The organism is Halegenticoccus soli (genome assembly GCF_002844195.1).
GTDB lineage: Archaea > Halobacteriota > Halobacteria > Halobacteriales > Haloferacaceae > Halegenticoccus > Halegenticoccus soli.
In genome coordinates this window covers 228267-252100 of the sequence record NZ_PEND01000004.1, presented here as the reverse complement: position 1 = coordinate 252100, position 23834 = coordinate 228267, and the positions used below count along the sequence as shown (strand labels likewise).

General features: G+C 70.7%; 29 protein-coding genes and 1 pseudogene. 13 read left to right on the top strand and 17 right to left on the bottom strand.

The features are described 5' to 3' along the window. Nucleotides 1–103 precede the first annotated feature (103 nt). Nucleotides 104–757, top strand: a complete 654-nt coding sequence (locus tag CNO20_RS12475; protein ID WP_101296453.1) for a bifunctional 4-hydroxy-2-oxoglutarate aldolase/2-dehydro-3-deoxy-phosphogluconate aldolase — start codon at nt 104–106, stop codon at nt 755–757. Between the two features lie 55 nt (nt 758–812). Here CNO20_RS12475 and CNO20_RS12470 read toward each other — a convergent pair whose 3' ends face one another. From CNO20_RS12470 to CNO20_RS12460, 4 genes are all read right to left on the bottom strand, one after another. Then, nucleotides 813–2309 carry a PH domain-containing protein gene (locus CNO20_RS12470; protein WP_101296452.1) on the bottom strand — a complete coding sequence of 499 codons (1497 nt, stop codon included), beginning with the start codon at nt 2307–2309 and terminating at the stop codon, nt 813–815. After that, nucleotides 2306–2767, bottom strand: coding sequence for a PH domain-containing protein (locus tag CNO20_RS12465; RefSeq protein ID WP_101296451.1), 462 nt, complete (start codon nt 2765–2767; stop codon nt 2306–2308). Before CNO20_RS12465 ends, CNO20_RS12470 begins: the two co-directional genes overlap by 4 nt. Before the next feature lie 183 nt (nt 2768–2950). Further along, nucleotides 2951–3103, bottom strand: a complete 153-nt coding sequence (locus CNO20_RS23400; RefSeq protein WP_199174840.1) for a hypothetical protein — start codon at nt 3101–3103, stop codon at nt 2951–2953. A gap of 115 nt (nt 3104–3218) precedes the next feature. Next, nucleotides 3219–3920 (bottom strand): YqjF family protein, encoded by a 702-nt coding sequence (locus tag CNO20_RS12460; protein ID WP_101296450.1) that lies wholly within the window; start codon nt 3918–3920, stop codon nt 3219–3221. A 149-nt stretch (nt 3921–4069) separates the two neighbouring features. Here CNO20_RS12460 and CNO20_RS12455 point away from each other — a divergent pair, with 149 nt between their 5' ends. Continuing rightward, nucleotides 4070–4957: a DUF4349 domain-containing protein gene (locus CNO20_RS12455; protein ID WP_101296449.1), complete on the top strand. Its 888-nt coding sequence runs from the start codon at nt 4070–4072 to the stop codon at nt 4955–4957. Nucleotides 4958–4966: 9 nt separating this feature from the next. On the opposite strand, the gene CNO20_RS12450 is transcribed toward CNO20_RS12455, so the two are convergent. Further along, on the bottom strand, nt 4967–5776 hold the full coding sequence (locus tag CNO20_RS12450; protein ID WP_101296448.1) for an inositol monophosphatase family protein: 810 nt from the start codon (nt 5774–5776) through the stop codon (nt 4967–4969). A 77-nt stretch (nt 5777–5853) separates the two neighbouring features. Between CNO20_RS12450 and CNO20_RS12445 the strand changes: the two genes are divergently transcribed. The 4 genes from CNO20_RS12445 (at nt 5854) to CNO20_RS12430 (ending at nt 9795) form a co-directional block, all read left to right on the top strand. After that, entirely contained in the window at nt 5854–7998 is a 2145-nt protein-coding gene (locus CNO20_RS12445; RefSeq protein ID WP_101296447.1) for a S9 family peptidase, read from the top strand. 107 nt (nt 7999–8105) lie between these two features. Then, complete coding sequence (locus CNO20_RS12440; protein ID WP_101296446.1) at nt 8106–8609, top strand: macro domain-containing protein; 504 nt, start codon at nt 8106–8108, stop codon at nt 8607–8609. A 189-nt stretch (nt 8610–8798) separates the two neighbouring features. Beyond that, a complete protein-coding gene (locus tag CNO20_RS12435) occupies nt 8799–9395 on the top strand; it encodes a DNA-3-methyladenine glycosylase family protein (RefSeq protein ID WP_101296445.1) in 597 nt (198 codons plus the stop codon). A gap of 4 nt (nt 9396–9399) precedes the next feature. Then, nucleotides 9400–9795 carry a methylated-DNA--[protein]-cysteine S-methyltransferase gene (locus CNO20_RS12430; protein WP_101296444.1) on the top strand — a complete coding sequence of 132 codons (396 nt, stop codon included), beginning with the start codon at nt 9400–9402 and terminating at the stop codon, nt 9793–9795. A gap of 4 nt (nt 9796–9799) precedes the next feature. Here CNO20_RS12430 and CNO20_RS12425 read toward each other — a convergent pair whose 3' ends face one another. Continuing rightward, complete coding sequence (locus CNO20_RS12425) at nt 9800–10102, bottom strand: winged helix-turn-helix transcriptional regulator (RefSeq protein WP_101296443.1); 303 nt, start codon at nt 10100–10102, stop codon at nt 9800–9802. Nucleotides 10103–10197: 95 nt separating this feature from the next. On the opposite strand from CNO20_RS12425, the gene CNO20_RS12420 reads away from it, so the two are divergent. Beyond that, nucleotides 10198–10788: a protoglobin domain-containing protein gene (locus CNO20_RS12420; protein WP_101296442.1), complete on the top strand. Its 591-nt coding sequence runs from the start codon at nt 10198–10200 to the stop codon at nt 10786–10788. Next, nucleotides 10785–11504: a type 1 glutamine amidotransferase gene (locus CNO20_RS12415; protein WP_101296441.1), complete on the top strand. Its 720-nt coding sequence runs from the start codon at nt 10785–10787 to the stop codon at nt 11502–11504. The genes CNO20_RS12420 and CNO20_RS12415 overlap by 4 nt, the downstream gene beginning before the upstream one ends. 122 nt (nt 11505–11626) lie before the next feature. Here CNO20_RS12415 and CNO20_RS12410 read toward each other — a convergent pair whose 3' ends face one another. Continuing rightward, nucleotides 11627–12001, bottom strand: coding sequence for a hypothetical protein (locus CNO20_RS12410; RefSeq protein WP_143423205.1), 375 nt, complete (start codon nt 11999–12001; stop codon nt 11627–11629). A 283-nt stretch (nt 12002–12284) separates the two neighbouring features. On the opposite strand from CNO20_RS12410, the gene CNO20_RS12405 reads away from it, so the two are divergent. The 4 genes from CNO20_RS12405 to trxA are packed head-to-tail and all read left to right on the top strand — an operon-like array spanning nt 12285 to nt 14785. Next, nucleotides 12285–13601: an oxidoreductase gene (locus tag CNO20_RS12405; RefSeq protein WP_101296439.1), complete on the top strand. Its 1317-nt coding sequence runs from the start codon at nt 12285–12287 to the stop codon at nt 13599–13601. A 48-nt stretch (nt 13602–13649) separates the two neighbouring features. Continuing rightward, complete coding sequence (locus tag CNO20_RS12400; protein WP_101296438.1) at nt 13650–14024, top strand: transcriptional regulator; 375 nt, start codon at nt 13650–13652, stop codon at nt 14022–14024. Continuing rightward, the gene (locus CNO20_RS12395) at nt 14025–14315 is read left to right on the top strand and encodes a DUF7521 family protein (RefSeq protein ID WP_101296437.1); all 291 of its coding nucleotides are present in this window, start codon (nt 14025–14027) and stop codon (nt 14313–14315) included. Nucleotides 14316–14371: 56 nt separating this feature from the next. After that, nucleotides 14372–14785 carry a thioredoxin gene (trxA, locus tag CNO20_RS12390; protein WP_101296436.1) on the top strand — a complete coding sequence of 138 codons (414 nt, stop codon included), beginning with the start codon at nt 14372–14374 and terminating at the stop codon, nt 14783–14785. A 31-nt stretch (nt 14786–14816) separates the two neighbouring features. On the opposite strand, the pseudogene CNO20_RS12385 reads toward trxA, so the two are convergent. From CNO20_RS12385 to CNO20_RS12375, 3 genes and pseudogenes are all read right to left on the bottom strand, one after another. Beyond that, nucleotides 14817–15166, bottom strand: a pseudogene (locus CNO20_RS12385) (hypothetical protein). Nucleotides 15167–15252: 86 nt separating this feature from the next. Beyond that, a complete protein-coding gene (locus CNO20_RS12380; RefSeq protein WP_101296435.1) occupies nt 15253–15777 on the bottom strand; it encodes a DUF7344 domain-containing protein in 525 nt (174 codons plus the stop codon). Between the two features lie 141 nt (nt 15778–15918). Further along, nucleotides 15919–17829: a DEAD/DEAH box helicase gene (locus CNO20_RS12375; protein WP_101296434.1), complete on the bottom strand. Its 1911-nt coding sequence runs from the start codon at nt 17827–17829 to the stop codon at nt 15919–15921. A 155-nt stretch (nt 17830–17984) separates the two neighbouring features. On the opposite strand from CNO20_RS12375, the gene CNO20_RS12370 reads away from it, so the two are divergent. Beyond that, nucleotides 17985–18650, top strand: coding sequence for an ABC transporter ATP-binding protein (locus CNO20_RS12370; protein ID WP_101296433.1), 666 nt, complete (start codon nt 17985–17987; stop codon nt 18648–18650). Nucleotides 18651–18714: 64 nt separating this feature from the next. Here the strand turns inward: CNO20_RS12370 and CNO20_RS12365 are convergent, their stop codons facing one another. The 7 genes from CNO20_RS12365 to ribH all read right to left on the bottom strand — a co-directional run bounded on the left by CNO20_RS12365 (nt 18715) and on the right by ribH (nt 23655). Continuing rightward, nucleotides 18715–19389: a DedA family protein gene (locus tag CNO20_RS12365; protein WP_199174839.1), complete on the bottom strand. Its 675-nt coding sequence runs from the start codon at nt 19387–19389 to the stop codon at nt 18715–18717. A gap of 60 nt (nt 19390–19449) precedes the next feature. After that, nucleotides 19450–19734 (bottom strand): hypothetical protein, encoded by a 285-nt coding sequence (locus tag CNO20_RS12360; protein ID WP_101296431.1) that lies wholly within the window; start codon nt 19732–19734, stop codon nt 19450–19452. Then, on the bottom strand, nt 19731–20099 hold the full coding sequence (locus CNO20_RS12355; protein ID WP_101296430.1) for a hypothetical protein: 369 nt from the start codon (nt 20097–20099) through the stop codon (nt 19731–19733). The genes CNO20_RS12360 and CNO20_RS12355 overlap by 4 nt, the downstream gene beginning before the upstream one ends. Then, on the bottom strand, nt 20096–20992 hold the full coding sequence (locus tag CNO20_RS12350; protein WP_101296429.1) for a complex I NDUFA9 subunit family protein: 897 nt from the start codon (nt 20990–20992) through the stop codon (nt 20096–20098). Before CNO20_RS12350 ends, CNO20_RS12355 begins: the two co-directional genes overlap by 4 nt. A gap of 210 nt (nt 20993–21202) precedes the next feature. Further along, complete coding sequence (locus CNO20_RS12345) at nt 21203–22009, bottom strand: helix-turn-helix transcriptional regulator (RefSeq protein ID WP_101296428.1); 807 nt, start codon at nt 22007–22009, stop codon at nt 21203–21205. A gap of 54 nt (nt 22010–22063) precedes the next feature. After that, complete coding sequence (locus CNO20_RS12340) at nt 22064–23254, bottom strand: pyridoxal phosphate-dependent aminotransferase (RefSeq protein ID WP_101296427.1); 1191 nt, start codon at nt 23252–23254, stop codon at nt 22064–22066. Beyond that, nucleotides 23251–23655, bottom strand: coding sequence for a 6,7-dimethyl-8-ribityllumazine synthase (gene ribH, locus CNO20_RS12335; RefSeq protein WP_101296426.1), 405 nt, complete (start codon nt 23653–23655; stop codon nt 23251–23253). Before ribH ends, CNO20_RS12340 begins: the two co-directional genes overlap by 4 nt. Between the last annotated feature and the right edge of the window lie 179 nt (nt 23656–23834).

The following is a 23834-nucleotide window of genomic DNA, read 5'->3' as shown; positions in this document are numbered from 1 at the left end:
GACGTTCACACGACCCGATGCGCGACTCGCGCGTCGGCCGCGGCCGGATTCGAGCGGCGGGTCGCGGGCATTTATTAGCGTCCCGCGTGCACGTTCGGGTAGAATGCCGGCGGTAGACAGACACCGGGACGTGCAGCGAATCGTCGACAGCGGCGTCGTCGCCGTGCTCCGCGGCGCGGACGCGGACCTCGTCATCGAGGTCGCGGAGGCCCTGCGGGACGGCGGCGTCACCGCCATCGAGATCACCGCCGACACGCCGGGCGCGATGGACATGATCGGGGAGGTGGCGGGGTCGTTCGGCGAGGAGGTGATCGTCGGCGCGGGGACCGTCCTCGACGGCGCGACCGCGCGGAGCGCGCTCCTCGCCGGGGCCGAGTTCGTCGTCTCGCCCACGCTGGACGAGGGCGTCGTCGAGACGTGTAACCGGTACGGGACGGTCGTCGCCCCCGGCGTGTTCACGCCGACGGAGGCGCTCCGCGGGTACGAGGCCGGCGCGGACATGGTGAAAGTGTTCCCGGCGTCGACCGGCGGGCCGGGCCACGTCAAGAGCATCAAGGGGCCGCTCCCGCAGGTGCCGATCATGCCGACCGGCGGCGTGGGCCTCGACAACGCCGCCGACTTCATCGAGGCCGGCGCGGACGTCGTCGGCGCGGGCAGCGCGCTCGTCGACGACGAGGCGGCCGAGTCCGGCGCGTTCGACGAGATCACCGAGACGGCGCGGCGGTTCACCGAAGCGGTCGAGGGCGCGCGGGAGTAGTGGCGGATCGCGGGTCCTCGGCCCGACGACCGTCGAACGAGGACCGCGGCGACCGCTATTTTTCGACCGACTCGACGTTCCCGAAGGCGAAACCCCCGCGCCGCTTCCGGGCGAGCGCGGCGTGCAGCCGCCGTTCCAGTTCCGCGCGCAGTTCGTCGGCCAGCGCCTCGTCGACGTCGACCGCCGCGGCGTCTTTGTCCCCGAGGGAGAGCGACCCCGCCGTGTCAGCGGTGACGGTCGCCACGCGCCAGCGGCGCTGGAAGAGCGTCCGGGCGTCGATCACCGTCTGGATCCGGTAGTACGGGACGATCTTCGTCTCGCGCCTCCAGAAGCCGTTACGCGTGACGAGGTGGTTCTCGCCGAGCCAGTAGCCGCGGTGTTTCCACTTGTAGTGGGCGGCGACGGGGACGAGCGGGAGGGCGACCGCGACGAGGTACCAGGGGAAGCCGGCGCCGAGCGCGGCGTCGATCGCGTAGAACGCCCCGGTCGCGACTCCGAGAACGATGAGGTAGCGGACGGCGTACCGCCGGCGGACGCGCTTCGGCGGGCGCTCGAACGACGGCTCGCCGAACGGTTCGAGCGCGTTCGCGAGGCGGACGACCCGCCCGCGCCGGGCGAGCGGAACCGCCGCCTGCGAGCCGTACTCGCCGCCCTGCCCCGGCCCGTAGCCCGCGGTCTCGATCGCGAGCGTCGCGTAGTCGAACCGGCGCTTGAGCGGGTTGTCCTCGATCGCGAGCGTCTGCAGCTTGTCCAGCGGGATCGATCCGTCGTACCGCCGGAGGAGGCCGCGCTCGTACTGCAGCTCGTCGGACGTCCGCGTCAGCCGGAAGTCGTAGTAGTTGGCGACCGCGACCGCCGCGCCGACGAACCACGAGACGAGGGCGACGGCGAGGAGGAACGCGACCCCGCCGACGGCGACGAGCGCCAGCTGCGAGCCGAACTCGACGAACGACGAGACGACCGGAACGGACCCCGACGCGAGGAAGAACAGGGCCCCGGGGATCCGGAGGTCGAACGACAGCAGCCCGACCAGCGCGAGTTCGCGGGGGGAGAGCGCGAAGAGCTCCTCCGCCGGCGGCCCCCCTTCGTCCGCGTCCTCCGCCGAGACGCCCCGCTTCAGCCGGCTGATCTCCCGCTGGAGTCGCTTCGCCTCGGCGAACGGCACGAACCGGATGACCGCCTCGGTCTCGCTCCCCCCGGCCGTTTCGAGGCTGACGGCCGCGATCCCGAGGACCCGCTGGACGACGTTGCGCTCGATGTCCACGTTCTGGATCCGCCGGAGCGGGATCTCGCGGTTCCGACGGGAGAGGACGCCCGAGCGGATGTCGAGGCTGTCCGCCGTGAGTTCGTACTCGTACCGCCGGTAGTAGGCGACCTCGTAGCCGACGAGCGCGAGCAGGAACGCCCCGAGGAGTCCGGCCACGACGAGCGGCCCGACGATTCCCCCGGTGAACGACGCCGCGCCGGAAAAGAGGAGGAACGCGGCGGTGAAGACGACGCTCGCGCCCTTCTCGACGACCCGGTACGGGACCGACAGCGGCGAGAGCCTCATACGGCGTCGTCGCCCTCGGCTCGGATGGCCAGTCGCTTCAGCCGCTCCTGTAGCTCGTCGGATCCCTCGGGGGTCAGCCCCGGGATCTTCACGTCGGCGCCGCGGGAGCCGGCCGTGTAGACGACCGTGCTCGCGAGGCCGACGAGCCGTTCGACCGGGCCGCGGGCGGAGTCGACGTGCTGGATGCGGACGAACGGGACGACGGTCCGGACGCGCGTGAACACGCCCCGTTCGAGGTAGAGCGAGTCTTCGCGCACCTCGTACCCCCACAGCCGGTACCGGAGGAGGGCCAGGGCGACGCCCGCGAGGAGGGCGACGGCGAAGACCGCGGCGGGGATCCACCGGGGCGCGTCGACGGCGAACCGGCTGCCGAGCCAGGAGGCCCCGCCGAGTATCGCCGCCGTGAGAACCGCCCTGAGCGCCCAGAGCACCCGAATGCGCGGGTGCAATCGGTTCATCGGCCCCTCTGGAACCGCCGCGGCCGACCGTCGGCCCCGCGCCGATACCGATTCATACGTGTCCGTTTCCGCGCGGCGGTATAAGTATCCCGCAACCGCGGTCGCCCGAAATCGGGGGCGGGGAGCGCGGTCGGTTGGGGCGATTGCGGCGGAAGAAACCCTCCGGTGAGCGGCGCGATCCGATCAGCGATCGATCGATTCGGTGTACGCCCCGAGCGGCGTCGTCCGGCGGATCCTGATGCGGCCGGATTCCAATCCGAGTTCGATCGTCAGCGGCGCGTCCCGCCGCGATCCGTCACCGCGTCGACGGTCGGCGGGGCGGTCGTCGGCTGTCATCGGGCGTCGGTACGACGGGTTCACGGATAAAAATATCCGATGTAATATACGTTCCGCGGGGGGAACGCTCCGTACTCTCGGGAGCGGTACCGAGTCGGTCGAAGTCAGTCTCGGGTCAGTCGACTCGGGCGAACCATCCGGCGTCCACGCTTCTCCGAGTGCCGTAGTGGGCGATCGGTTCGTCGGACGGCGGTTCGAACCCGCTCGCCTCGAAGAGGGTGTTCGCGCGCACGTCGAGCTCCACCGGCCGAAGCCGCCAGGGGTCGTGGCGGACCGAAAACCGGTACAGTCGGTCCCCGCGGTCGACGTACGACGCGTAGTTCTCCGCGAGGAACGCCTCGTCCGGGTCGGCGTCGGCCTCGAACGCCTCGCCCGTCGGCCGGTAGGCGGCGGCGAAGCGCGCCGGCGGCGGGTCGGACCGAGTCCGTCGGCTCTCGAACCGAACCGTTTGTCCGCGCCGGACCGCGCGGGTTTTCGCGCGGCGGTACGGGAGGGAGAGCAGCGCCCGGGCGGCGGGGACGCCGATCGGATCGCTCGCGTCGAGGCTGAAGAAGTACAGCCCCCGCTCGCCGCCGGCGCGCGGTTCGACGTACGTCCGGAGGTTGACCTGCGCGAACGACCGGCCGACGGACGCCGGGAGGCCGTACGGGCGCAGGTCGGCCATGACGAGGGCCACGACGCTGAGCCAGGCGCTCCCGTCGTGCGTCGCCGCGTCGAGGCCGGCCGGGAGGCGCTGCCGGACTCGCTCCGGATCGACCCGCCAGTGGGCGAAGAGGTTGTCCCGCCAGGTCACGGACAGCAGGGGGCGGTCGAGCATACGCCCCGGTACGCGCGGGACGCACTTTCCGCTGTTGCCCGGACCGCTCCCGGCGGTCGGCCTGAGCATTTCCGCGGGTGCCCCGAGAAGGCTCAAATCGCTCTTTGACATTAGCGAGCCGTTATCCCGGTCCCGCGGGATACGACGGCATGCGTCCGAAAACGAGCGCGGCGGCCGCCCTGGCGCTCTCGCTCCTCGCGGTGCTGGCGGGGTGTTCGGGGATGGGCGGCGTCGACGACGGGGGCGGCTTCGGATCGTCCGGATCGACGCAGAGCGGCGACGCAGCGACCGGCGCGGACGGAGCCGAGAGCGGCGACGCGTCCGACGGCGACCGGAACCTCGCCGCCCAGGTCGCCCGACAGGAGCGGATCCGAACCGGCGAAATCCGGCTTCGGGTCGAGAACTACGAGTCGTCCCGGGCGAACCTGACCGCCCTCGTCCGCGATCGCGGGGGGTACGTGAACAACTCGACGCGCCGGGTCCACGAGCGCGAGAACGCCACCTGGACCACGGGGACGATCGTTCTCAGGGTGCCGAAGGCGAACTTCACCGCGACCGTCGAGGGCGTCGCCGCAGAGGGCGAGGTCGAGTCGTCGCGGACGGCGACCGAGGACGTGACCGATCGCGTCGTCGACCTGGAGGCCAGGCTCTCGAACCTGCGGGCCGAACGCGACCGCCTGCGGGACCTGTACGAGCGGGCGAACGAGACCGAGGACGTGCTCGCGGTGGGGCGCGAGCTCTCGGACGTGCAGTCCGAGATCGAGCGGCTGGAGGCGCAACGGCGGTCGCTGGCGGATCGCGTCGCCTACTCGACGATAACGGTCCGTCTGGCCGAATCGGCCCCGGATCCCGAGACGTTCGCGGCGGGGGCGCGGTGGTACGACACGGGCGTCGTCGAGGCGTTCCTCGCGTCCGTCGAGGGTGTCGGCGTCGTCCTCCGGGCGGCGGTCGTCGCCGCGGCCTACGCCGCGCCCTACGCGCTGGCGTTCGGGCTGCCGGCGGCCGGGGCGATCGTGCTCTGGCGGCGGCGGCGCTGAACGCGCCGCTCAGGTCGGTTCGGCCGACTCGGTCGCTCCCGCGGCGGCGGAATCGACCGCGTCCCGGAGCACCGCGAGCGTTTCGGGGTTGCCGGCCCCGACGTAGAGCCCGTCCCGCGACTCGGATTCGATCCCCGCTTCGGCGGCGAGGAGTTCGCCCGCGTACTGCTCGTAGACGTCCGGGTGGAAACAGACGATCCCCTCCAGCGAGCCGCGGGCGACGAGCCCCCAGTCGACGCAGGGCGACCAGGTCTGGATCACCCGCTTGCACCGCGCCGAGAGCGCCGCCTCGATGCGTTCCGCCTCGGTTCGACGGTCGGGATCGCGCACCGCCCGGAGGCCGACGACGAGCGACACCGTCCCGCGGTCGAGCGGCAGGTCGTTGGCCGCCGAGATCGGAGATCCGTTCGCGGTCGCGCCGCCGCCGGCCTCGGCGCGGTACGTCGTGTCCGGCAGCGGCTCGTAGATCGCGCTCGCCGCCGGTTCGCCGTCCCGGAGCGCGGCCACGGCGGTCGCGAAAGAGGGGAGCCCGCTGGCGAAGTTGTTCGTCCCGTCGAGTGGGTCGATGACCCAGGTGTACTCGTGGTCGCCGTTTCGCCCGGACTCCTCGCCGTGAAACGCGTGCTCCGGGAACGCGTCGCGGATCGCCGCCACGACGCGCCGCTCCGCCTCCCGGTCGACCGCGGCCTTCACGTCGTCGGTGCCGTACTCGGCGTCGACCTCGCCGTTTCTGAACTCCCCGGCGAGGAACGTCCCCCCGGTCCGGGCGGCCGCGACGGCGACGTCGGCCAGCCGCCCCGCGGGGATCCGATCGTCCATACGGACGCCAGTCGGTCCGACCACATGAGCCGTTCGGACCGACAACGTATATCACGCGGCGTGGACAGGTACGACGCATGACGGAGCCGATTCCGCTCGACGCCCTCTGCGACCTCACTCGCATCACCGAGATCGCCCTCTCGCCGGACGGCGGGCGCCTCGCCTTCTGCGCCGCCGAGGCCGACCCCGACGAGGACGAGTTCGTCCCGTCGCTGTTCGTCGTCCCGACCGACGGGGGGCGCGAGCCGCACCGGCTGACCCGGCTTCCGGGCGCGAGCAGCCCCAGGTGGAGCCCCGACGGGGACCGCCTCGCCTTCCTCGCCGCCCGCGAGGAGGACACGGAGCGGCGGGTCGGTCGGGAGACGGACGAGGCGGAGGCGGGGGACGACGAGGACCGAAGCGACCGAAAGGAGGGCGAGAACGGCGACGAGGACCGGAACGGTGAAGAGGACGAGAACGGGAGCGAAAACGGAGGCGACGGCGGCGACGGCGACGAGCCGAAGGCGCAGGTCTGGCTGTTCGACCTCGATCTGGGCGGCGACGCCCGCCAGGTGACGGACCGCGAGGAGGGCGTGAGCGAGTTCGACTGGGGTCCGGACGGCGAGCGGATCGCGATCGCGGCCCGCGACCCGACCGACGAGGAGCGCGAGTACCTGAAGGAGCGCCGCGACGGCGGCCCGATCGAGACGGAGCGCCTGCAGCACAAGCTCGACGGCGCGGGGTGGCTCGACGCGGTCACGGCGTACCTGTTCGTCGTCGACCTCGACTCCGGGGAGGAGACGCGCCTCGACGACGCGTACGGCGGCGGCGCGTTCGAACCCCTCTCGGGGATGGACCCCTCGTGGGGAGCGGACGGGCGGATCGCCTTCACGTCCTGTCGGACCGAGAATCCGGACGACACGCTCGTCCGGGACCTGTACGCGATCCGCCCCGACGGGAGCGACCTGACGAAGCTGACCGATTCGGACCTGGCCGTCGGCTTCCCCCGGTGGTCGCCCGACGGCACCCGCCTCGCGTTCGTCGGGCGCGACCCCGAGAACTGGTGCATCCCCGCGCAGGTGTACCTCCACGACGGGGCCGGGTACGAGTCGCTGACGGCGGACCTCGATCGGACGCTCGCCTGGAGCGCGCGGCCGGTGTGGGAAGACGACGAGACCCTGTACGCGCTCGCCGCCGACGAGGGTCGGACGCGGCTGATCCGCGTCGGGGTCGACGGCTCGGTCGACCGCGTCTTCGAGGCGCAGGGGGACGACCGCGCGATGCAGGGGTTCGACCTCCGCGGCGGGACGGCCGCGACGACGTTCTCGCACCCGACCGACGGCCACGACGCCTTCGCGGTCGACGCCGCGGACCTCGACGCCGAGGCGGAACCGCCGTCGCTCCGGCGGCTCACGGCCGTCAACGACGATTTTACCAACGAGTGCGCGATGCCCGCGTGCCGGCGGTTCAGCTACGAGAGTTCGGGCTGGGAGATCGACGGCCTCCTCTATCACCCGCCGGAGTTCGACCCGGACGATCCCGTACCCCGTCCGCTCGTCGTCGCCATCCACGGCGGGCCGATATCCTACGACGAGCCCGTGTTCGACTTCTCGCACGCCGCCCTGGTCAGCCGGGGGTACGTGATCTTTCGGCCGAACTACCGGGGCGGCTCGTCGTACGGCCGCGAGTTCGCGGAGACGCTCCGCGGCCGCTGGGGGACGGTCGAGGTCGAGGACGTCGTCGCGGGGATCGAAAGCGCGGTCGATCGCGGGTGGGCCGATCCCGATCGGGTGTTCGGCTACGGCTTCTCCTACGGCGGCATCGCGCAGGGGTATCTGGTCACGCAGACGGACGCGCTCGCGGCGGCCGCGCCGGAGCACGGGATCTACGACCTCCGCTCGGCGTTCGGCACCGACGACAGCCACGTCTGGACCGAAAACGAGTACGGCCTGCCGTGGGAGAACCAGGGAGCGTTCGACGCGTCCTCCAGCATCACCGACGTCGGGAACGTCCGGACGCCGCTTCTGGTGATGGCCGGCGGGCGCGACTGGCGCTGCCCGCCGTCGCAGTCCGAGCAGCTGTACGTCAGCGCCAGAAAGCAGGGGGTGGACGCGAAGCTCGTCGTCTACCCGGACGAGCACCACGACATCGGGACGCCGGAGCGGGCGATCCACCGGCTTGAACAGATCACGGCGTGGTACGAGCGCCACGACCCGGCGAGCGAGGACGACGACGCCCGGTGAAGCGCCGCGCGGACGCCTGAGCCCGACAGCCGATTCGCCGACCGTTTTCCGCCGCCGCGGCGTATCGATCATCCACGCTTTTTTGCTTTGAAAGCGAATACCGCGATATGAAATTCACGGTGATCCAGGGAGACATCGCCGAACAGGAGGCCGACGCGCTCGTCAACGCCGCGGGAACGAGCCTCCGGATGGGCTCGGGGGTCGCGGGCGCGCTCCGCCGCGCGGCGGGCGGGCCGATAAACGAGGAGGCGATGGAGAAGGGTCCGGTCGATCTCGGCGAGGCGGCCGTCACGGACGCCTACGAGCTCGACGCGGAATACGTCGTCCACGCCGCGGCCATGCCGCACTACGGCGACGGGCAGGCGACCGAGGAGAGCATCCGCGAGGCGACCCGCAGCGCGCTCGCGGCCGCCGACGAGCGCGGCTGCCGGTCGCTCGTCCTCCCGGCGCTCGGCTGCGGGGTCGCCGGGTTCCCGCTGGAAGAGGGCGCGCGCCTCATCTGCGAGGAGATCCGCGACTTCGAGCCGCGCTCGCTCGAAGACGTCCGGTTCATCGCGTACAGCGGCGAGGAGTACGAGATTATCGGGCGAGTTGCGGAGGAAACCGCCTGAACCAACCGTCGAGGTCGGGGACATCCATTCCCGGCACTGTCCATTCCCAGCGCTGGTCGGGAACTCCCTTCCCACCGTCACCGTCGGTCAGGGGTGGGACGAACGAGGCCTCCGACGTTCGTCGCTAGTTCACTTCCGCCCCGCTTGGCGCACGTTTTTGACGCCGTCGGGCCTCTCTATCCCCGATCAATGCAACCTCTCCGAAACGATCCGGTGCTCGCCGAGATCGTCGAGGCTCACGGTCCGCTCGAACTCTCGGCGGCCGACGAGCCGTTCGAACGGCTCGTCGTCTCGATCGTCAACCAGCAGCTGTCGACCGCCGCCGCGAGCTCGATCCGCGAGCGGCTGTTCGCCCGCCACGAGATCACCCCCGAGTCCCTCATCCGGGCGGACGACGAATCGCTCCGGGAGGCCGGGCTGTCCGGACAGAAGATTGAGTACGTGCGGAACGCGGCCCGCGCCTTCCGCGATCGGGGGCTGACGCGCGCGACGTTCGAAGGGATGACCGACGAGGAGGTCGTCGACGAACTGACCGCGATCCGCGGCGTGGGCGCGTGGACCGCGAAGACGTTCCTCATGTTCGGACTCGGCCGTGAGGACGTGTTCCCGGTCGAGGACCTCGGCATCCGGAACGGGATGCGGCACCTCTACGGGGAGGGGATGAGCCGCGAGGAGATGGTCGAACGCGCGAAGGCGTGGCGGCCCTACCGGAGCGTCGCCTGCCTCTACGTCTGGCACGCGTACGACGACGCGCGGGCGCGCGACTCCGCGAAAAAGTCGGCGTGATACGATGCTCGTCGAGATACTCGGAACCGAGGTGGAGATCGACGAATCGGTCGTCGAGGAACCGCCGGAGGCGATCCGTCGGCAGATTACCGCGTACGAGCGGGGCGAACGGACGGACTTCGATCTCGCCGTCGCGGCCCCCGGCGGGCTGACCGGACGGGTGATGGCGCGCATGCGCCGCATTCCGTACGGTGAGACTCGCACCTACGGCGAGGTGGCCGCGGAACTGGACACGGCGCCGGTCGCGGTGGGGCAGGCGTGCGGGCGGAACCCCGTTCCGATCGTCGTCCCGTGCCACCGGATCGTCGGGGCGAACTCGCTCGGCGGGTACTCGGCGGGCGGCGAGGAGGGGGTGGCGCTGAAGCGGCGGCTTCTCGAACACGAGCGGGCGCGTCGGTAGTCGATCACTCGTACCGCCGTTCGAGCTCCTCGATCCGGGCGATTATCTCGGCAAGCTCTTCGCCCTTCTCGGTGAGCGCGTAGGTGACGGTCGGCGGCGTCGAGTCCGCCACCGACCGCGAGACGAGGTTTTCCTCCCGTAAGCTCTTCAGCCGGGTCGAGAGCGTGCTCGCCGGCAGCCCCTCGATCGCGTTTTTGATCTGATTGAACTGGGCGGGGCGCGTCGAGAGGAACCGCAGGATGTGGAACGTCCACTTACAGCCGAGCACCTCCCAGATCCCACCCCACTCCGCGTCTGTCGTTCCCATGCGCGTAGTTGGTTCACCGTAGTGGAGCTACTAAGTTCAACATTACTACCAGCTTTACCGCGCCGACCCGCGTACGGTGAGGTAGGTGATACGCCATGGCGGACCAACAACTGCCGGGATACACGTACGGCGACGAGTCCGTCCCCGAAGCGCCGATCGACGCGGACGAGTTCGAGCGGCTGAAGCGGACGGTCATGTTCACGGAGGCCGACGAGCGCGCGCTCCGGCGGGCGGGCGAAGTCCTCGAACCGCAGATCGACGAGATCCTCGACCTCTGGTACGGCTTCGTCGCCGACCACGAATTCCTTCTCCGCTACTTCGCCGGGCCCGCCGGCGAGCCCGACGAGGAGTACCTCGACCGGGTGCGCGAGCGCTTCGGCCAGTGGATCCGCGACACGTGTGACGCCCCGTACGATCAGGACTGGCTGAACTACCAGTTCGAGATCGGCCGCAGGCACCGCCGGACGAAAAAGAACCAAACCGACCGGGTCGACTCCGTGCCGAACATCGACCTCCGGTACGTGATCGCGTTCGTCTATCCGATCACGGCGACGATCCGCGAGTTCCTCGAAGCGGGGGATCACTCGCCCGGGGAGGTCGACGAGATGTACCACGCGTGGTTCAAGTCGGTCACGCTCCAGGTCGCCCTCTGGAGCTATCCCTACATGAAAGAGGGGGACTGGTGACGCTCCGGGTCCGCTGCGTCCAGCACGTCTCGTTCGAAGGGCCGGGGACGATCGAGCGCTGGGCGGTCGACCGCGGTCACGAACTGACCCGGACGCGCCTGTTCGACGGCGACTCCCTCCCATCGGTTGCCGACTTCGACTGGCTGATCGTCCTGGGCGGGCCGATGAGCGTCCGCGACGAGGCCGAGTACCCCTGGCTCGCCGACGAGAAGGCGCTCGTGCGGGACGCGATCGACGCCGGGAAGACGGTCGTGGGGATCTGTCTCGGATCGCAGCTGATCGCCGAGGTTCTCGGGGCCGAGGTGTACGAGGCCGAGCGCCGCGAGATCGGCTGGCTCCCGGTCGAGGCAACGCCGGAAGCGGCCGACCTGCCGCCGTTTGCCCCCCTGGGCGACGAGTACGACGCGTTCCACTGGCACGGCGAGACGTTCGACCTGCCGGCGGGCGCGACGCGCGCGGCCGGAACCGACGCCTGTCCGAACCAGGCGTTCGTCTTCGACGACCGGGTCGTCGGCCTCCAGTTCCACCTCGAATCCTCGCCCGAGACCGTCGAGGAGCTCCTCCGAAACGCAGACGAGGACCTCTCGGAGGGTCGGTACGTGCAGAACGCCGCGACGATCCGCGCGCAGCTCGACAAGGCCGGGCCGCTCGAATCGCGCCTGCGGACGGTGTTCGACGGTCTCGAACGGGTTCGATCGTCGAGTGGACCGGCGTGAGCCGACCCAGTGCGGTATCGAGAGGAGCGAAACGCCGAGTTCGGGACAGGGTCAGCTCCTGCGCGGTTCGAATGCGGCGCGCGAGATTCCGGTGAGCGGACGACGGGGATTCGTGTACCCCTTTACCGTAAATAAAAGAGGGTAGAGACGACGGGCATCGCCGACGAGAAGCCGATCAACCACGCGACTGCCGCCTCGACGTGGATACCGTCCGCGAGGTGCGTCACGAGGGGGACGACAACGACGACGAGCAACCCTACGATAACTGACGCGGTGACGAGCGCCGAGTTCCGGAGGATATTCTGGACGTTCGTACCGAATTCGGACAGTTCGAGAACCGAAAAAAGGAGGGCGGCGAAAAGAGCTCCGAGCAGGACCGACGATAGTTCGTCTCTGACCGCGGCCAGAGACGCGGACGTACCGCTGAGAACTAGTCGGGCGTAGAGCAACCCGAGAGCCCCGAAACCGATATTCTCTATCAGGACCCGCCGGGTCACGTAACCGCCACGGGAGGTCGTAGCGTCACTTCGCACGTGACTCGCTGTTGGATTCGAATCCACATATCGTTTCGGCACTCGAACACGCGTCCGCTCTCGTTGTCTGCCGCGGGGCGGCGTTCACTGTGCGCAGAGGAAGTTTGAGAGTTTCTCGATCGACTCAGATTCGGTATATCAAAATGTAGTTCATCGAATATGGCGCTCGTCCACCACCGCCCGCACACCCTCCCAAGCGGACCGTCGACGCACGAGAACCTTTGTCCCTCGGCCGCCATGGTCGCCCATGACGCGACTCGCGGACCCGATCGAGATCGGCGGGGTGCGGATCCCGAACCGGCTCTACCGCGCGCCGCTGCTCGAGTGCGCCGGCAACGGCGAGGGCGCGGTCGACGCGCTGATCGCCGACCTCGAACCCGCCGCGGCGGCCGGCGCGGGGCTCGTCTGCCAGGGGGCGACGATCGTCCGCGGCGAGGGGGGCTGCGCCGCGCCGAACATGACGCGCGTCCACGACCCCGATTTCGTGGCCCGGCTCTCGCGGCTGACCGACCGGATCCACGAGCACGGGTCGACCATCGCCGTCCAGCTGGAGCACGGCGGCCTCCGGAGCATGGAGACGTGGCACGCGGGCTACCGCGCCGCGCACCCGGCGCTCGAACAGCTCGCCGTGTCGCGGCCGCCCGCGTTCCTTCGCCTCCTCGACCGCGCGGGGTTCCTCTCGTACCGCCCGCGCGTCCTGTCGACCGAGGAGGTGTACGGCCTCGCCGCCGACTTCGGCCGCGCCGCGGCGCGCGCCGTCGACGCCGGGTACGACGTCGTCCACCTGGCCGGCGCGAACATGGGCGTCGTCCAGCAGTTCCTCTCGCCGTTCTACAACCGCCGGACGGACGAGTTCGCCGACGGCGTCCGCTTTCTGGAGGTCGTCCGCGACGAGGTCCACGACCGCGCCGGCGACGCGCCGCTGACGACGAAGGTGCCCGCCGAGACGGAGGCCCCGCCGTTCGTCCGACGGCGGCTCTCCGCGGCCGACGCCGTCCGGATCTGCCGGCGGCTCGACGAGATCGGCTACGACGCGCTGGTTCCCGTGCGGACGTCGGTGTTCTGGGACATGAGCGTCGTCCGCGGGGCCTACCCGGCGCGGGCGTGGCGCGACGAGGGGTTCCGCGCCGGGTACGCCGAGGCGTTCGGAAGCCGGTGGCGCGCGCGGCTCGTCGCGTTCGGCAACTGGATCGAGTCGTTCCGGTACGGGTTCGAACCCGCCTGGAACGCCGACCTCTGCCGAGCGGTCCGGCGAGCGGTCGACGTACCGGTTCTCGCGGAGGGGGGCATCAGGACGCGCCGCCGGATCGACCGCCTGCTCGGCGCGGGCGGGGAGGCGGACGCCGCCTGCGACATGGTCGGCATGGCCCGTCCGTTCTACGCCGAGCCGCGGCTCCCCGCGCGCCTGCTCGCCGCGTCGTCGGCGGGGGCGAGCGCCGTCTGCGAGAGCTGCAACAACTGCACGGTCCCGCAGGTGACGGGCGCGCCGGGGGTCTGTCGGACGCCGTCGGTGCTCCGGCGGGCGGGCGAACTCCGAAAGCGGGGCGCGTACGACCGCGACTGAGCGGCGTATCGCGTGAACTTATATCGGGGGACCGACTGGTATCGGATGATGGTGCGCGACCGGCACGCACGCGACGGGGTGGATCTGGAAACCGTCGTCAGTGCGCTCGACGATCCGGCCGCCCGAACGATAATAAAGAGCCTCTCGGAACCAATGACGGCAAGCGAACTCTCGGAGCAATGCGACATCCCTCTGTCGACGACCTACCGGAAACTCGACCTGCTGACGGACGCGTCGCTGCTCGCCGAGCGGACGGAGATCCGAAGCGACGGTCACCACACGACGCGGTACGAACTCGGCTTCCAGTCGGTCGTGGTGGCGCTGACGGACGAGCGGGACCTCGAAGTGACCGTCGAACCGCGCGAGCGTGGCCCGGACGAGCGGCTGGCCGAGCTCTGGTCCGAAGTCAGGAGGGAGACGTAGATGGTCCACGAGTCCGCGACCCTCGTCACCACGGCCATCATCGCCGTGAAGACCGGCATCCTGGTGCTCGGGGGGCTCATCACGTACTTCAGCTGGAAGGCCTACCGACGAACCGGCGCGAGGGCGCTGCGCGCGCTCGCGATCGGATTCGGCATCGTCACTCTCGGCGCGTTCGTCGGCGGCCTCACCCACCAGGTGTTGCACATTCCGCTGGACGCGAGCGTCCTCGTCGACGCCGTGTTGACGCTCCTCGGCTTCGCCGTCATCACCTACTCGCTGTACGCGGACTGATCGACCGAATCGATCGAATCGGCGGGGCTAAGAGGCGCTCGTCCGTATCCGATCCCATGACCGACGCGGACGAACTGGATGAGATCCGACGTCGCAAGCGCGAGGAGCTGGAGGCTCGCCTGCGGGAGCGAACCGAGCACGAGGCGACCCGCGAGCCGATCCCCGTCCGGAGCGCCGATCACCTGACCGAACTACTCGACGATCACGATGTCGTGCTCGCGGACTTCTACGCCGACTGGTGCGGCCCGTGCAAGATGCTCGAACCGATCGTCGCGGAGATCGCGCGGGACACCCCCGCGGCGGTCGCGAAGGTGAACATCGACGCGCGGCGAGACCTGGCCGCGCAGTACGGGGTGCGGAGCGTGCCGACGCTCGTGCTGTTCGCCGACGGCGACCCCGTCGAGCGGATCGTCGGCGTGCGGGAAAAGCACGTACTTGCGGAACTCGTCGAGCGTTACCGGAGCGAGTGACCGGGAGGAGTCGGACTCCCCCCGGTTCGGCTCAACCGAGAACGTAGTCCAGGAGCGGGTGCTTTTCGACGAGCGGCTCGCCGTCGATCTCGTACCGCCCTACGAGCGCGTCGAGGCCGAGGATGCGACCCGCGCCCAGGGCGGCGACCGTGAGGAACACCAGCATGTAGGCGAAATCGCCGTTGATCGGCCCGTGTTCGACGCTCCAGTTTCCGAAGTAGAACAGGAGCATCACGAACGCGCCCCAGAACGCCGCGAGGCGGGTTAGCACGCCGAAGATCACATCAGCCGCAGCGCGAGGGCGAACCACGCGCTCAGGTCGTGCGCCCGTCCGGTGACGGTCACACCTCCGATTCTACTTTCGAGGACGGTAGCGGTCATCGCCTTTCACCTCTACGGGTGAACAGACGGCTCGTCGCCCGAGATATCCCAATTCCGGTCCCCCCTCCGCGAGAGTCGGTCGGGCGTCAGCGGCGGCCCGAGGCGGCGTATCCGATGATGAAGAGCAGTCCGATCGCGACGAAGAGATCCGAGACGAGGCGGAGCGAACTGGGGCCCAGGTACCCGCTCGTGATGGCGGCGAGAGAGAGCGCGGCGACGAAGAGCGAAAACCAGTTCCGGTCGCTCGACCGGTCGGCAGAGTCCGGAAAGTACGAGGCGATACCGTCGAGCTGCGGTCCGGGGGCGACGGTTCCGGCGTCCGGGTCGTACTCGATGACGGAGAGGCTCTCGAGCTTCGGCAGGTGCGTCTGGCGGAGGGACGCGTAGACGCTCTTGTACGTCTGGTTCGGCGGGGGCACGGCGTCGGCCTCCGCGGCCGCGACGGCGGTCGCCAGCTCGGAGACGGCGAGCGTTCCTCGCTCGTCGGCCAGGACGGAGACCGCGCACCGCCGCCTGTCGTTGCCCAACGCGTCGAAAGCGTCTCCCGGCGCCAGGGAGGGCTGTTCGACGTGCGCTGTCTCGCCGATCGCGTCCGTCAGTTGGTGTGCCATCGTTCGTGTCCTACGTAGGTGCCGGTGCGACGCGTACCGGTCGCGGGTCCGAGAGATCGACCCGGCGGCGTTCACCCCCGTTTCGTTTTCAGTAATAGACTGTTGGATAAAATATCTTTTTCTCACGAATTAGAGATGAGATCACAGCCGCGCCCGGACCGACCCGATCTCCGGGAGCGACAGGTCGAGTAGCTCCGCGAGCGCGTCCGCCGCCCCGAGCAGCCACTCCGCCCGCTCGACGCGCGATTCGAGATCGCCCGGGCCGATCCGGTACCGCTCCACGATGCGCTCGATGTCCGCCCCCTCGCACCACTCGTGGAGGATGCGAGCCGTCTTCACCGTCTCGAGCCACCGCTCGAAGTCCTCCGCTTCGCCCATCGCGGTCGTGAACTCTCCGGCGTGCGACCGTGCGAAGCGGTAGATCGCCGCCCGCTCGCGGTTTCCGAGGTACGTGTCCTGCATGTCCGGGGCGCCGCAGACGACTTCGAGCACCGTGAGCTCCGTCGCGCGCTCCATCGCGTCGGCGGCCAGGAGCCCGTCGACGATGTGCGCCCCCGACTCGGGCGTCACGTACTGCTTCGACACCTGCGCGCCCAGCTCCGTCGCCGCGAGGCTGTGTTCGGTCGTGATCATCCCCATGTCGACGAGCTCGTCGACGACGGAGTCGACGATGCCCGAGAGGTCCCCCTCGGGCGTCTGGTGGGCGTAGAACGTCGCGGAGAGCACGTCGAGGACGCCCTCGAACGAGTCGGCGAAGCCGGTGGCGACGATGGAGAGGACGTGCGTCCGCAGCGCCGACTCGTCCGCGAGTTTCGACTCGACCGCCTCCGGGTCGGCGCGCACGTAGCGTTCGACGAGTTCGTCCCTCGTCCGTTCGTCGCCCACGAGCACCGCCTCCCCGTACGGATCGAGGTGCGGGCGTCCGGCGCGGCCGCACATCTGGTGGACCTCGAGGACGGGGAGGAACTCCATCTCCGATCCGGTGTAGCGCTTCTGGTCGCGGATGACGACGCGGCGGGCCGGGACGTTCACGCCCGCGGCGAGCGTCGGCGTCGCGCAGATGACCGCGAGGCCGCGCCCGCGGAACGCCGCCTCGACGGTCGCGCGGTGCTCGCTCCGGAGGCCCGCGTGGTGGAACGCCACGCCGGAGCGGGCGCAGTCGGCCAGTCGCCGCCCGGTCTCCGTCCCGTCCACGCTCTCGATGTCGTCCGCGACCGCCTCGGCGGATCCGAGGTCGTCCCGGGCGAGTCGCTCGGCGAGCGACTCCGCCTCGCGGCGCGAGCGGACGAACGCGAGGCACTGTCCGCCCGCCTCCACCGCGCCGGCGACGAGCGCGGCCGTCGCCTCGGTGTCCGCGTCGGCGCTCGGCGGGATCTCCCTCTCGTCGACGTCGACGGCCAGCGTCGTCCCGTCGTCGAACTCGACCGACCCGTCGGCGTAGACCCCGGTCCGGAGGTCGACCGGGCGCCACCGCGTTCGCACGAGTTCTGCGTCCAGCCAGTCGGCGATGTCCTCCGGGTTGTCGACGGTGGCCGAGAGCGCGACGATCTGGACGCCCGGCGCGCGCCGCTGGAGGTTGGCGAGCGTCACTTCGAGCGTCGGCCCGCGGCCCTCCGCGCCGAGGAGGTGGACCTCGTCGACGACGACGCAGGCGAGGTCCGACACCCACTCGGCACCGTTTCTGATCGCCGAGTCGACCTTCTCGCTCGTGGCGACGACGATGTCGTGGTCGCCCAGCTCCTCGGCGGGCGAGTCGTAATCGCCCGCCGAGATGCCGACGCTCACCCCCGGGAGCGCCGAGAACGTCTCGTACTTCTCGCGGGCGAGCGCGCGGAGCGGAACGATGTACAGCCCGGGTCCGTCGGCGGTGAGCATGGCGAGCTCGGCGACGAACGTCTTCCCGCTGGCGGTCGGGACGGCCGCGACGAGCCGGCCGCCGTCGGCGACGCCGGCCTCGACGGCCGCGACCTGCGGCGGGTACAGCTCCCCGATCCCTTTCGCCTCGTAGTGGGCGACGACCTCGCCGGACAGCGGGAGGTCCCGGACGTGCATTGTCCCGTTCTGTCGTCGTCATCGGTTAAAAAATCTCGCCGCGGGACGAATGTGGGTCGAGCCTGAACGTCGCCGCGAATCTTCCGAACGATCGACCGTCGTACCCGCCCCGACGGCAGGTATATTCCCGCGAGGCGCCTACGCGGCGCGTCGCAATGGCCATCGCCGAACTCCGGGGGGTGACGAAGCGCTACGAAACCGGAAGCGAGGTGCTCGAAGCCCTACGGGGCGTGGACTTCGCCGTCGAGCCCGGTGAGTTCGTCGCCGTCATGGGGCCGAGCGGGAGCGGCAAGTCGACGATGCTGCACGTCCTCGGCCTGCTCGACGCCCCGAGCGAGGGGGCCGTCCTCCTCGACGGGCGGGACGTGACCGGGCTCACCGACGCGGAGCAGACCCGCGAGCGGAAGCGCTCCATCGGCTTCGTCTTCCAGGACTTCTCCCTCATCCCGACGCTCACCGCCGTCGAGAACGTCGAGGTGCCGACGCTGTTCGGCGACGACCCCGGCGCGGGCGAGCGCGCCTGCGCCCTCCTCCGCAGGGTCGGGCTCGGGGACCGCCTCGACCACCGCCCGGATCAGCTCTCCGGCGGGCAGAAACAGCGGGTCGCCGTCGCGCGCGCGCTGATCAACGCCCCCCGGCTCCTCCTCGCGGACGAGCCGACGGGGAACCTCGACCGGGAGACGGGGCGGCGGGTGCTGGAGGAGTTTTCCCGAATCAGGGCCGAGGACGACGTCGCGGTCGTCGCGGTGACGCACGACCCCCGGGTGAGCGAGTTCGCCGACCGGACAGTCGACATCGTCGACGGGGAGATCCGGGAGTGACGGTCGGCGTGGTCGAACGAGCGGGCCACCACGCGGCCGCGCCCCGGTGGGTCGCGCGTGCGGATCAGTCAGTCTCGCCCCGCGGGTCGTTCCGGCGGCGGACGATCAGGAGGGCGGCGACCCCCGCGACCGCGACGACCCCCGCCGCGATCAGCAGCGGGCGGGCCGCGGCGTAGTCCGCACCCCGCCGGAGCGCGTCGACCGCCAACGAGACGGCGACGTCGTACGCGGGCTGTCGTTTGCCGTAGTAGACGGCGGCGGCGACGGTCGCGTTGAACAGCGCGCTCCCGACGAACGAGTACGCAGCGAACTTTCGGGGGGACATCCCCGCGAACCCCGCGGGGATGGAGATGACGGAGCGGAGCACGGGCAGCAGCCGACCCCAGAGGACCGAGCTTTCGCCCCACCGCCGGAACCACCGACGCCCCCTGTCGAGGTCCCGCGCCGACACCTGGAGCACCCCCCCGTAGTCGTCGATCGCCCGGTATCCGCCCCGGCCGACGACGTAGTACGCGAACAGGCTGCCGGCGGTCGCGCCGAGCGACGCGGCGAGCACGAACGCGGCGAACGAGGCGGGGCCGTCGACGAGCACCGCGGCGGCGAAGGGGACGACGACCTCGCTCGGCAGAAACGGAAACAGCATCGACGTTTCGAGGAAGGAGAAGACGAAGATCGCGAGGTACCCGAACCGGCGGACGTACTCGAGCGCCAGTTCGGTGAGGTCTGAGCTGCCGTCCACGCCGGGACGTACGTCGCCCAGCGGGATAACTGCTGGATCGAAGCGCCGCCGGCCCCGACTCTAGCCTCGCATTCGGCCCCGGTACGCGTCAAGGAGAACGATTGCGACGCCGATCAGCGCGCACCCGACGCCGAGGCCGGCGACGTGCCGACGCTGCTCGGCGTCGGGCGTCACCGTCCTCGTACAGTCTCCCGAAGAGGACGCGATGGGCGCGGCCCGCGGGTCCTTCGCGTCTCCGTCCTCGCAGGTGACCGTCGTGACGGTCGGCTCCGTCGCGGCGGCGGAGAGCGCGAGCAGCGCGCCCGCGAGCAGGAACGCCGCGGCGACCGTGTATCGGAGCGTCACCGTTCGGACCTCTGGTCGATCCGCTTCGGCCGGCGTTTCAGCGGGCGAACCGCCGACTCCAGGCGACGACCGAGCCACGTCGCGGTCACGGCGAAGAGGTAGTACGCGGCGAGGAGTCCGATCTCCCACAGCACCCCGCCGTCGATCGGGACGAGCCCGCCGACCGCGTAGGCGACGTTCTCCAGGCCCCACGCGCTGTCGTAGACCAGCGACGCCACCAGGTACGGCGGCAGGAACAGGAGCCGGTACGCGAACGAGGCGTAGATGTCGACGACCTCCGGGAGCCGCCAGGCGAGCGCGAGGTACCCGAACGCGACGAGCGTCGACCGCGACGTCCAGGCCGACGCGGACCCGCCGCGACTCACCGCTCTCGCACCTCCGAGAGGTACGCCGACAGCGTTCGCAGGTCGGCCGGCTCTCGGCCGAACGCCTCCGCGCCGTTGTCCGCGACGGTGTTGTCGAAGCGGAGCGAGCGGTACTGGTCGGGTCCCATCGGGAAGCCGGGGAGGGAACCGCCCACTGTCAGCCCGACGCGGGCGAGGGCCATCGGAACCGGGAGCACGACGAGGGGTTTCCCCTCCGCCCGATAGATCTGGCGGGCGACGTCGGCGAGAGTCAGCACCTCCGGGCCGCCGATCTCGTACGTCCGACCGACGTGCCGGTCGTCCTCCGCCGCGTCCGCCAGGATCGGCGCGAGGTCGCCGATCCAGATCGGTTGAAAGCGGGTCTTCCCGCCGCCGGGCAACGCCGTCAAGTACGGCGTGGTGAGCGTCCGCGCGAACGAGAGGAACTCGCCGCCGTCGCCGAAGACCACCGACGGCCTGACGACCACCCAGTCGAGGTCGGAGTCGCGCACCACCCGCTCGGCCTCGCCCTTGGCCCGAATGTACGCCGTCGGGCCGTCGGGGTCGGCCCCGAGCGCGCTCAGTTGAACGAGTTTCCGAACGCCGTGCGCCTCGGCCGCGCGCGCGACGTTCTCGGTGCCGCCGACGTGGACGCGGCGGTGCGTCGCCTCACCGCCGGGGGGAGTGAAAAGCGGCGAGAGCGCGACGAGGTTGACGACGGCGTCCCGGCCGTCGAACGCGCCCGCGATCGAGTCGTAGTCGGTGACGTCGCCCGCGACCCGCTCGACGTCAGCGGGCAGGTCGGCGTCGGCCGGATCGCGCGAGAGGACGGCCGCGTCGTGGCCGCGGGCGACCAGCGCCTCGGTCAACGCCGTTCCGACGAAACCGGTCCCGCCGACGATCAGCACGTTCATGGACGGAGAAACGTCGGCGGGGCGCTTTACGCCACCCCGTGGCGGCCGCGACAGGCCGTGACGCGGGCGACGGGAACTGTCCGGGGGTGTCGGAAAGCGTCCGGGGGTGTCGGAAAGCGTCCGGGGGCGTCGGAAGGCGTTCGGGAGCGTCGGCGAGGGAGTTCAGAAGCGTCGGCGGGGGAGCCGAGAGCGCCGAAAGGCGGCGGCCGATTAGTCGCGGCTGCGCCCGAACGGCAGCGGGATCGGCGGGTCGACCCGCGCGGCGCCGGACCGGTACCGCTCGAACAGCGTTTCCGCCCACGACAGCACCTCGTCGGCCGTCGCGTCGAGACACGCCCGGAGCTGACCGTCGCGGTCGTAGGCGCCGACGAGCGCCCGTCGGTCCCCGAGCGTGAGCCCGAAGTCGACGCCGTCGGGATACCGGTACAGGTCGAGCACGCCCGCGCTCACCACCGCGTCGAACTCCGCCGGGTTGAGAGAGCGGGCGCGCTCGATTGTGGTCGCTGACATCACGAGTTCGGTGTGCACCCCTCGCAGCGCCAGGTCGGCGTGGGCGTCGTGAAACAGCCGGCTCAACACCGGGGAGATCATCCGGATCGTCCGCGTCTCGAACGACCGCAGCGCCGTGACGTAGTGGTGGACCGGCGCCTGCGGGTTGTCGGGCTCCGCGACGACGAGCGTCGCGTCGCGGAGCCACTGCGGGTCGGGCGCGTGGTCACGGTCGGGCAGGTGTCGGTAGAGCGGGTCGAACTCGGCGAGGAGGTCGAGCGCCTCGACGTACGACGCGTGCTCCTCCGCGACGAGCCGGCCGGTCGTCGTGAGGGAGTACCCGCCGTCGCCGCGCTCGGCCCAGCCGCGCTCGCCGAGTTCCGAGAGGTTTCGCTGGACGGTCCGCCGGGAGACGGACAGGTCCTCGGCGAGGTCCCGCGGCGACCCCGGCCGCTCGCGGAGGCGGGCGAGCAGGCGGAACCGGTCGGGCGAGTCGGCGAGAAAACGCACGTCGTCGCGGGTCGGCATGCGACGCCGTACTCGGTCCGTGGACGTAAAGCTACGCGGACGGTGCGGCGAGGGCTACAGGTAGCCGTGCTCGGCGAGGCGGTCGACGGCCTCCTCCAGGCGCTCCTTGCTCGCCGCGTAGGAGACGCGGGCGTAGCCGGGCGCGCCGAAGGCGCTGCCGGGGACGGTCGCGACCTTCGCGTCCTGGAGCGCGCCCTCGCACCACGCCTGGTCGTCGCCCCGCGATCCGCCGTCGCTCGCGCCGCCCTCGCCGACGGGGAGCATCATGTAGAACGCGCCGTCGGGGACCGCCACGTCGACGCCGCGCTCGCCGAGCCGGTCGACCAGCATGTCGCGGCGCTCGCGGAAGGCCTCGACCATCTGGTCGACCGCGGTGTCGGTGTTCCGGAGGGCCTCGACGCCCGCGTGCTGGACGAAGTTGACCGCACAGGAGACCGAGTGCGAGTGGAGCTTGCCCGCCTGCGAGACGAGCTCCTCCGGGGCGCAGAGGTAGCCGAGCCGCCAGCCGGTCATCGAGTACGCCTTCGAGAACCCGTTTATCGTCACGGTCCTGTCGCCCATGCCGTCGAGCGACGCGAGGCTGGTCTGCTCGGTCCCGTAGGTGATCTCGTCGTAGATCTCGTCCGAGATGACCGTGAAGTCGTGCTCGACCGCGAGGTCGCGGACGCCCTCCATCGCCGCCTCCGAGTAGACCGCGCCGGTCGGGTTACTCGGGGAGTTGACGATCAGCAGCTCGGTCTCGTCCGAAACCGCCTCGGCGAGGTCGTCGAGGGCGGGCTCCAGCTGGAAGTCGCGCGGCGCGAGGTCGACCCGGTTCAGGCTGCCGCCCGCGAGCTTCGCCATCGCCTCGTAGGAGACCCACGCCGGGTCGAGGAGGACGACCTCGTCGCCCTCGTCGATGAGGGTCTGCACCGTCTCGTAGAGCGCCTGCTTCGCGCCCGGCGTGACGATGACGTTCTCGGGCCCGCAGTCGATGCCGTCGGCCGCCAGCTTCTCGACGATGGCCTCCCTGAGTTCGGGGACGCCGTTCGACGGCGCGTAGCCGGTGTCGCCCGCGTCCATCGACGCCTTCGCCGCGTCGATCACGTTCTCGGGCGTCGGGAAGTCCGGTTCGCCGACCGAGAGGTCGACGACGTCCTCGCCTTCGGCCTCCAGTTCGCTCGCCAGGTTGCTGATCGCCAGCGTCGCGCTCGGCTCGACCCGGCCGACGCGCGCCGCGAAGTCAAACGCAAACTCGTCGCTCATGCCAGTACCTCCACCATCTCGATCGCGGCGTTTACCGCTTCCGCTCCTTTGCCGACGCGCTCTCGGGCCTCCGCGCCGCTCATCCCCGGCCCGCTCACGCCGAACGTGACGGGCTTGTCGCGCTCCAGGCTGACCCGCGTGAGCGCCCGCGCCGCCGCGTCGGCGATGACGCGGTCGTGGTCGGTGTCGCCGGTGACGATCGCGCCGACGACGGCGACGGCCTCGACGTCGCGCCGGCGCGCGAGGCGGTCCGCCGCGAGGGGCGCGTCGTACGACCCGGGGACGCGGATCGCCTCGACGATCTCCGCCCCCCGGTCGGCGGCCGCCTCCCGGGCAGCCTCCTCCATCTCCTCCGTGACGGACGCGTTGAAGCGCGACACCACGAGTCCCAGTGAAACCATGTGCGACGGGTTCGGTCGGGCGGTAAAAGAGTTACCCGTTCGCGGACGGCGTTCGGATTACGGCGATCGCGGATGTCCCGCCCCAGCGGCACTCCTGAGAAGTGCTTCGGCGACCTGTTCTCGTGGTGTTAGGGAAGCTTCGCTCTCGTGAGCCGCCGGGTCCCGGAGCGTGCGTCCCC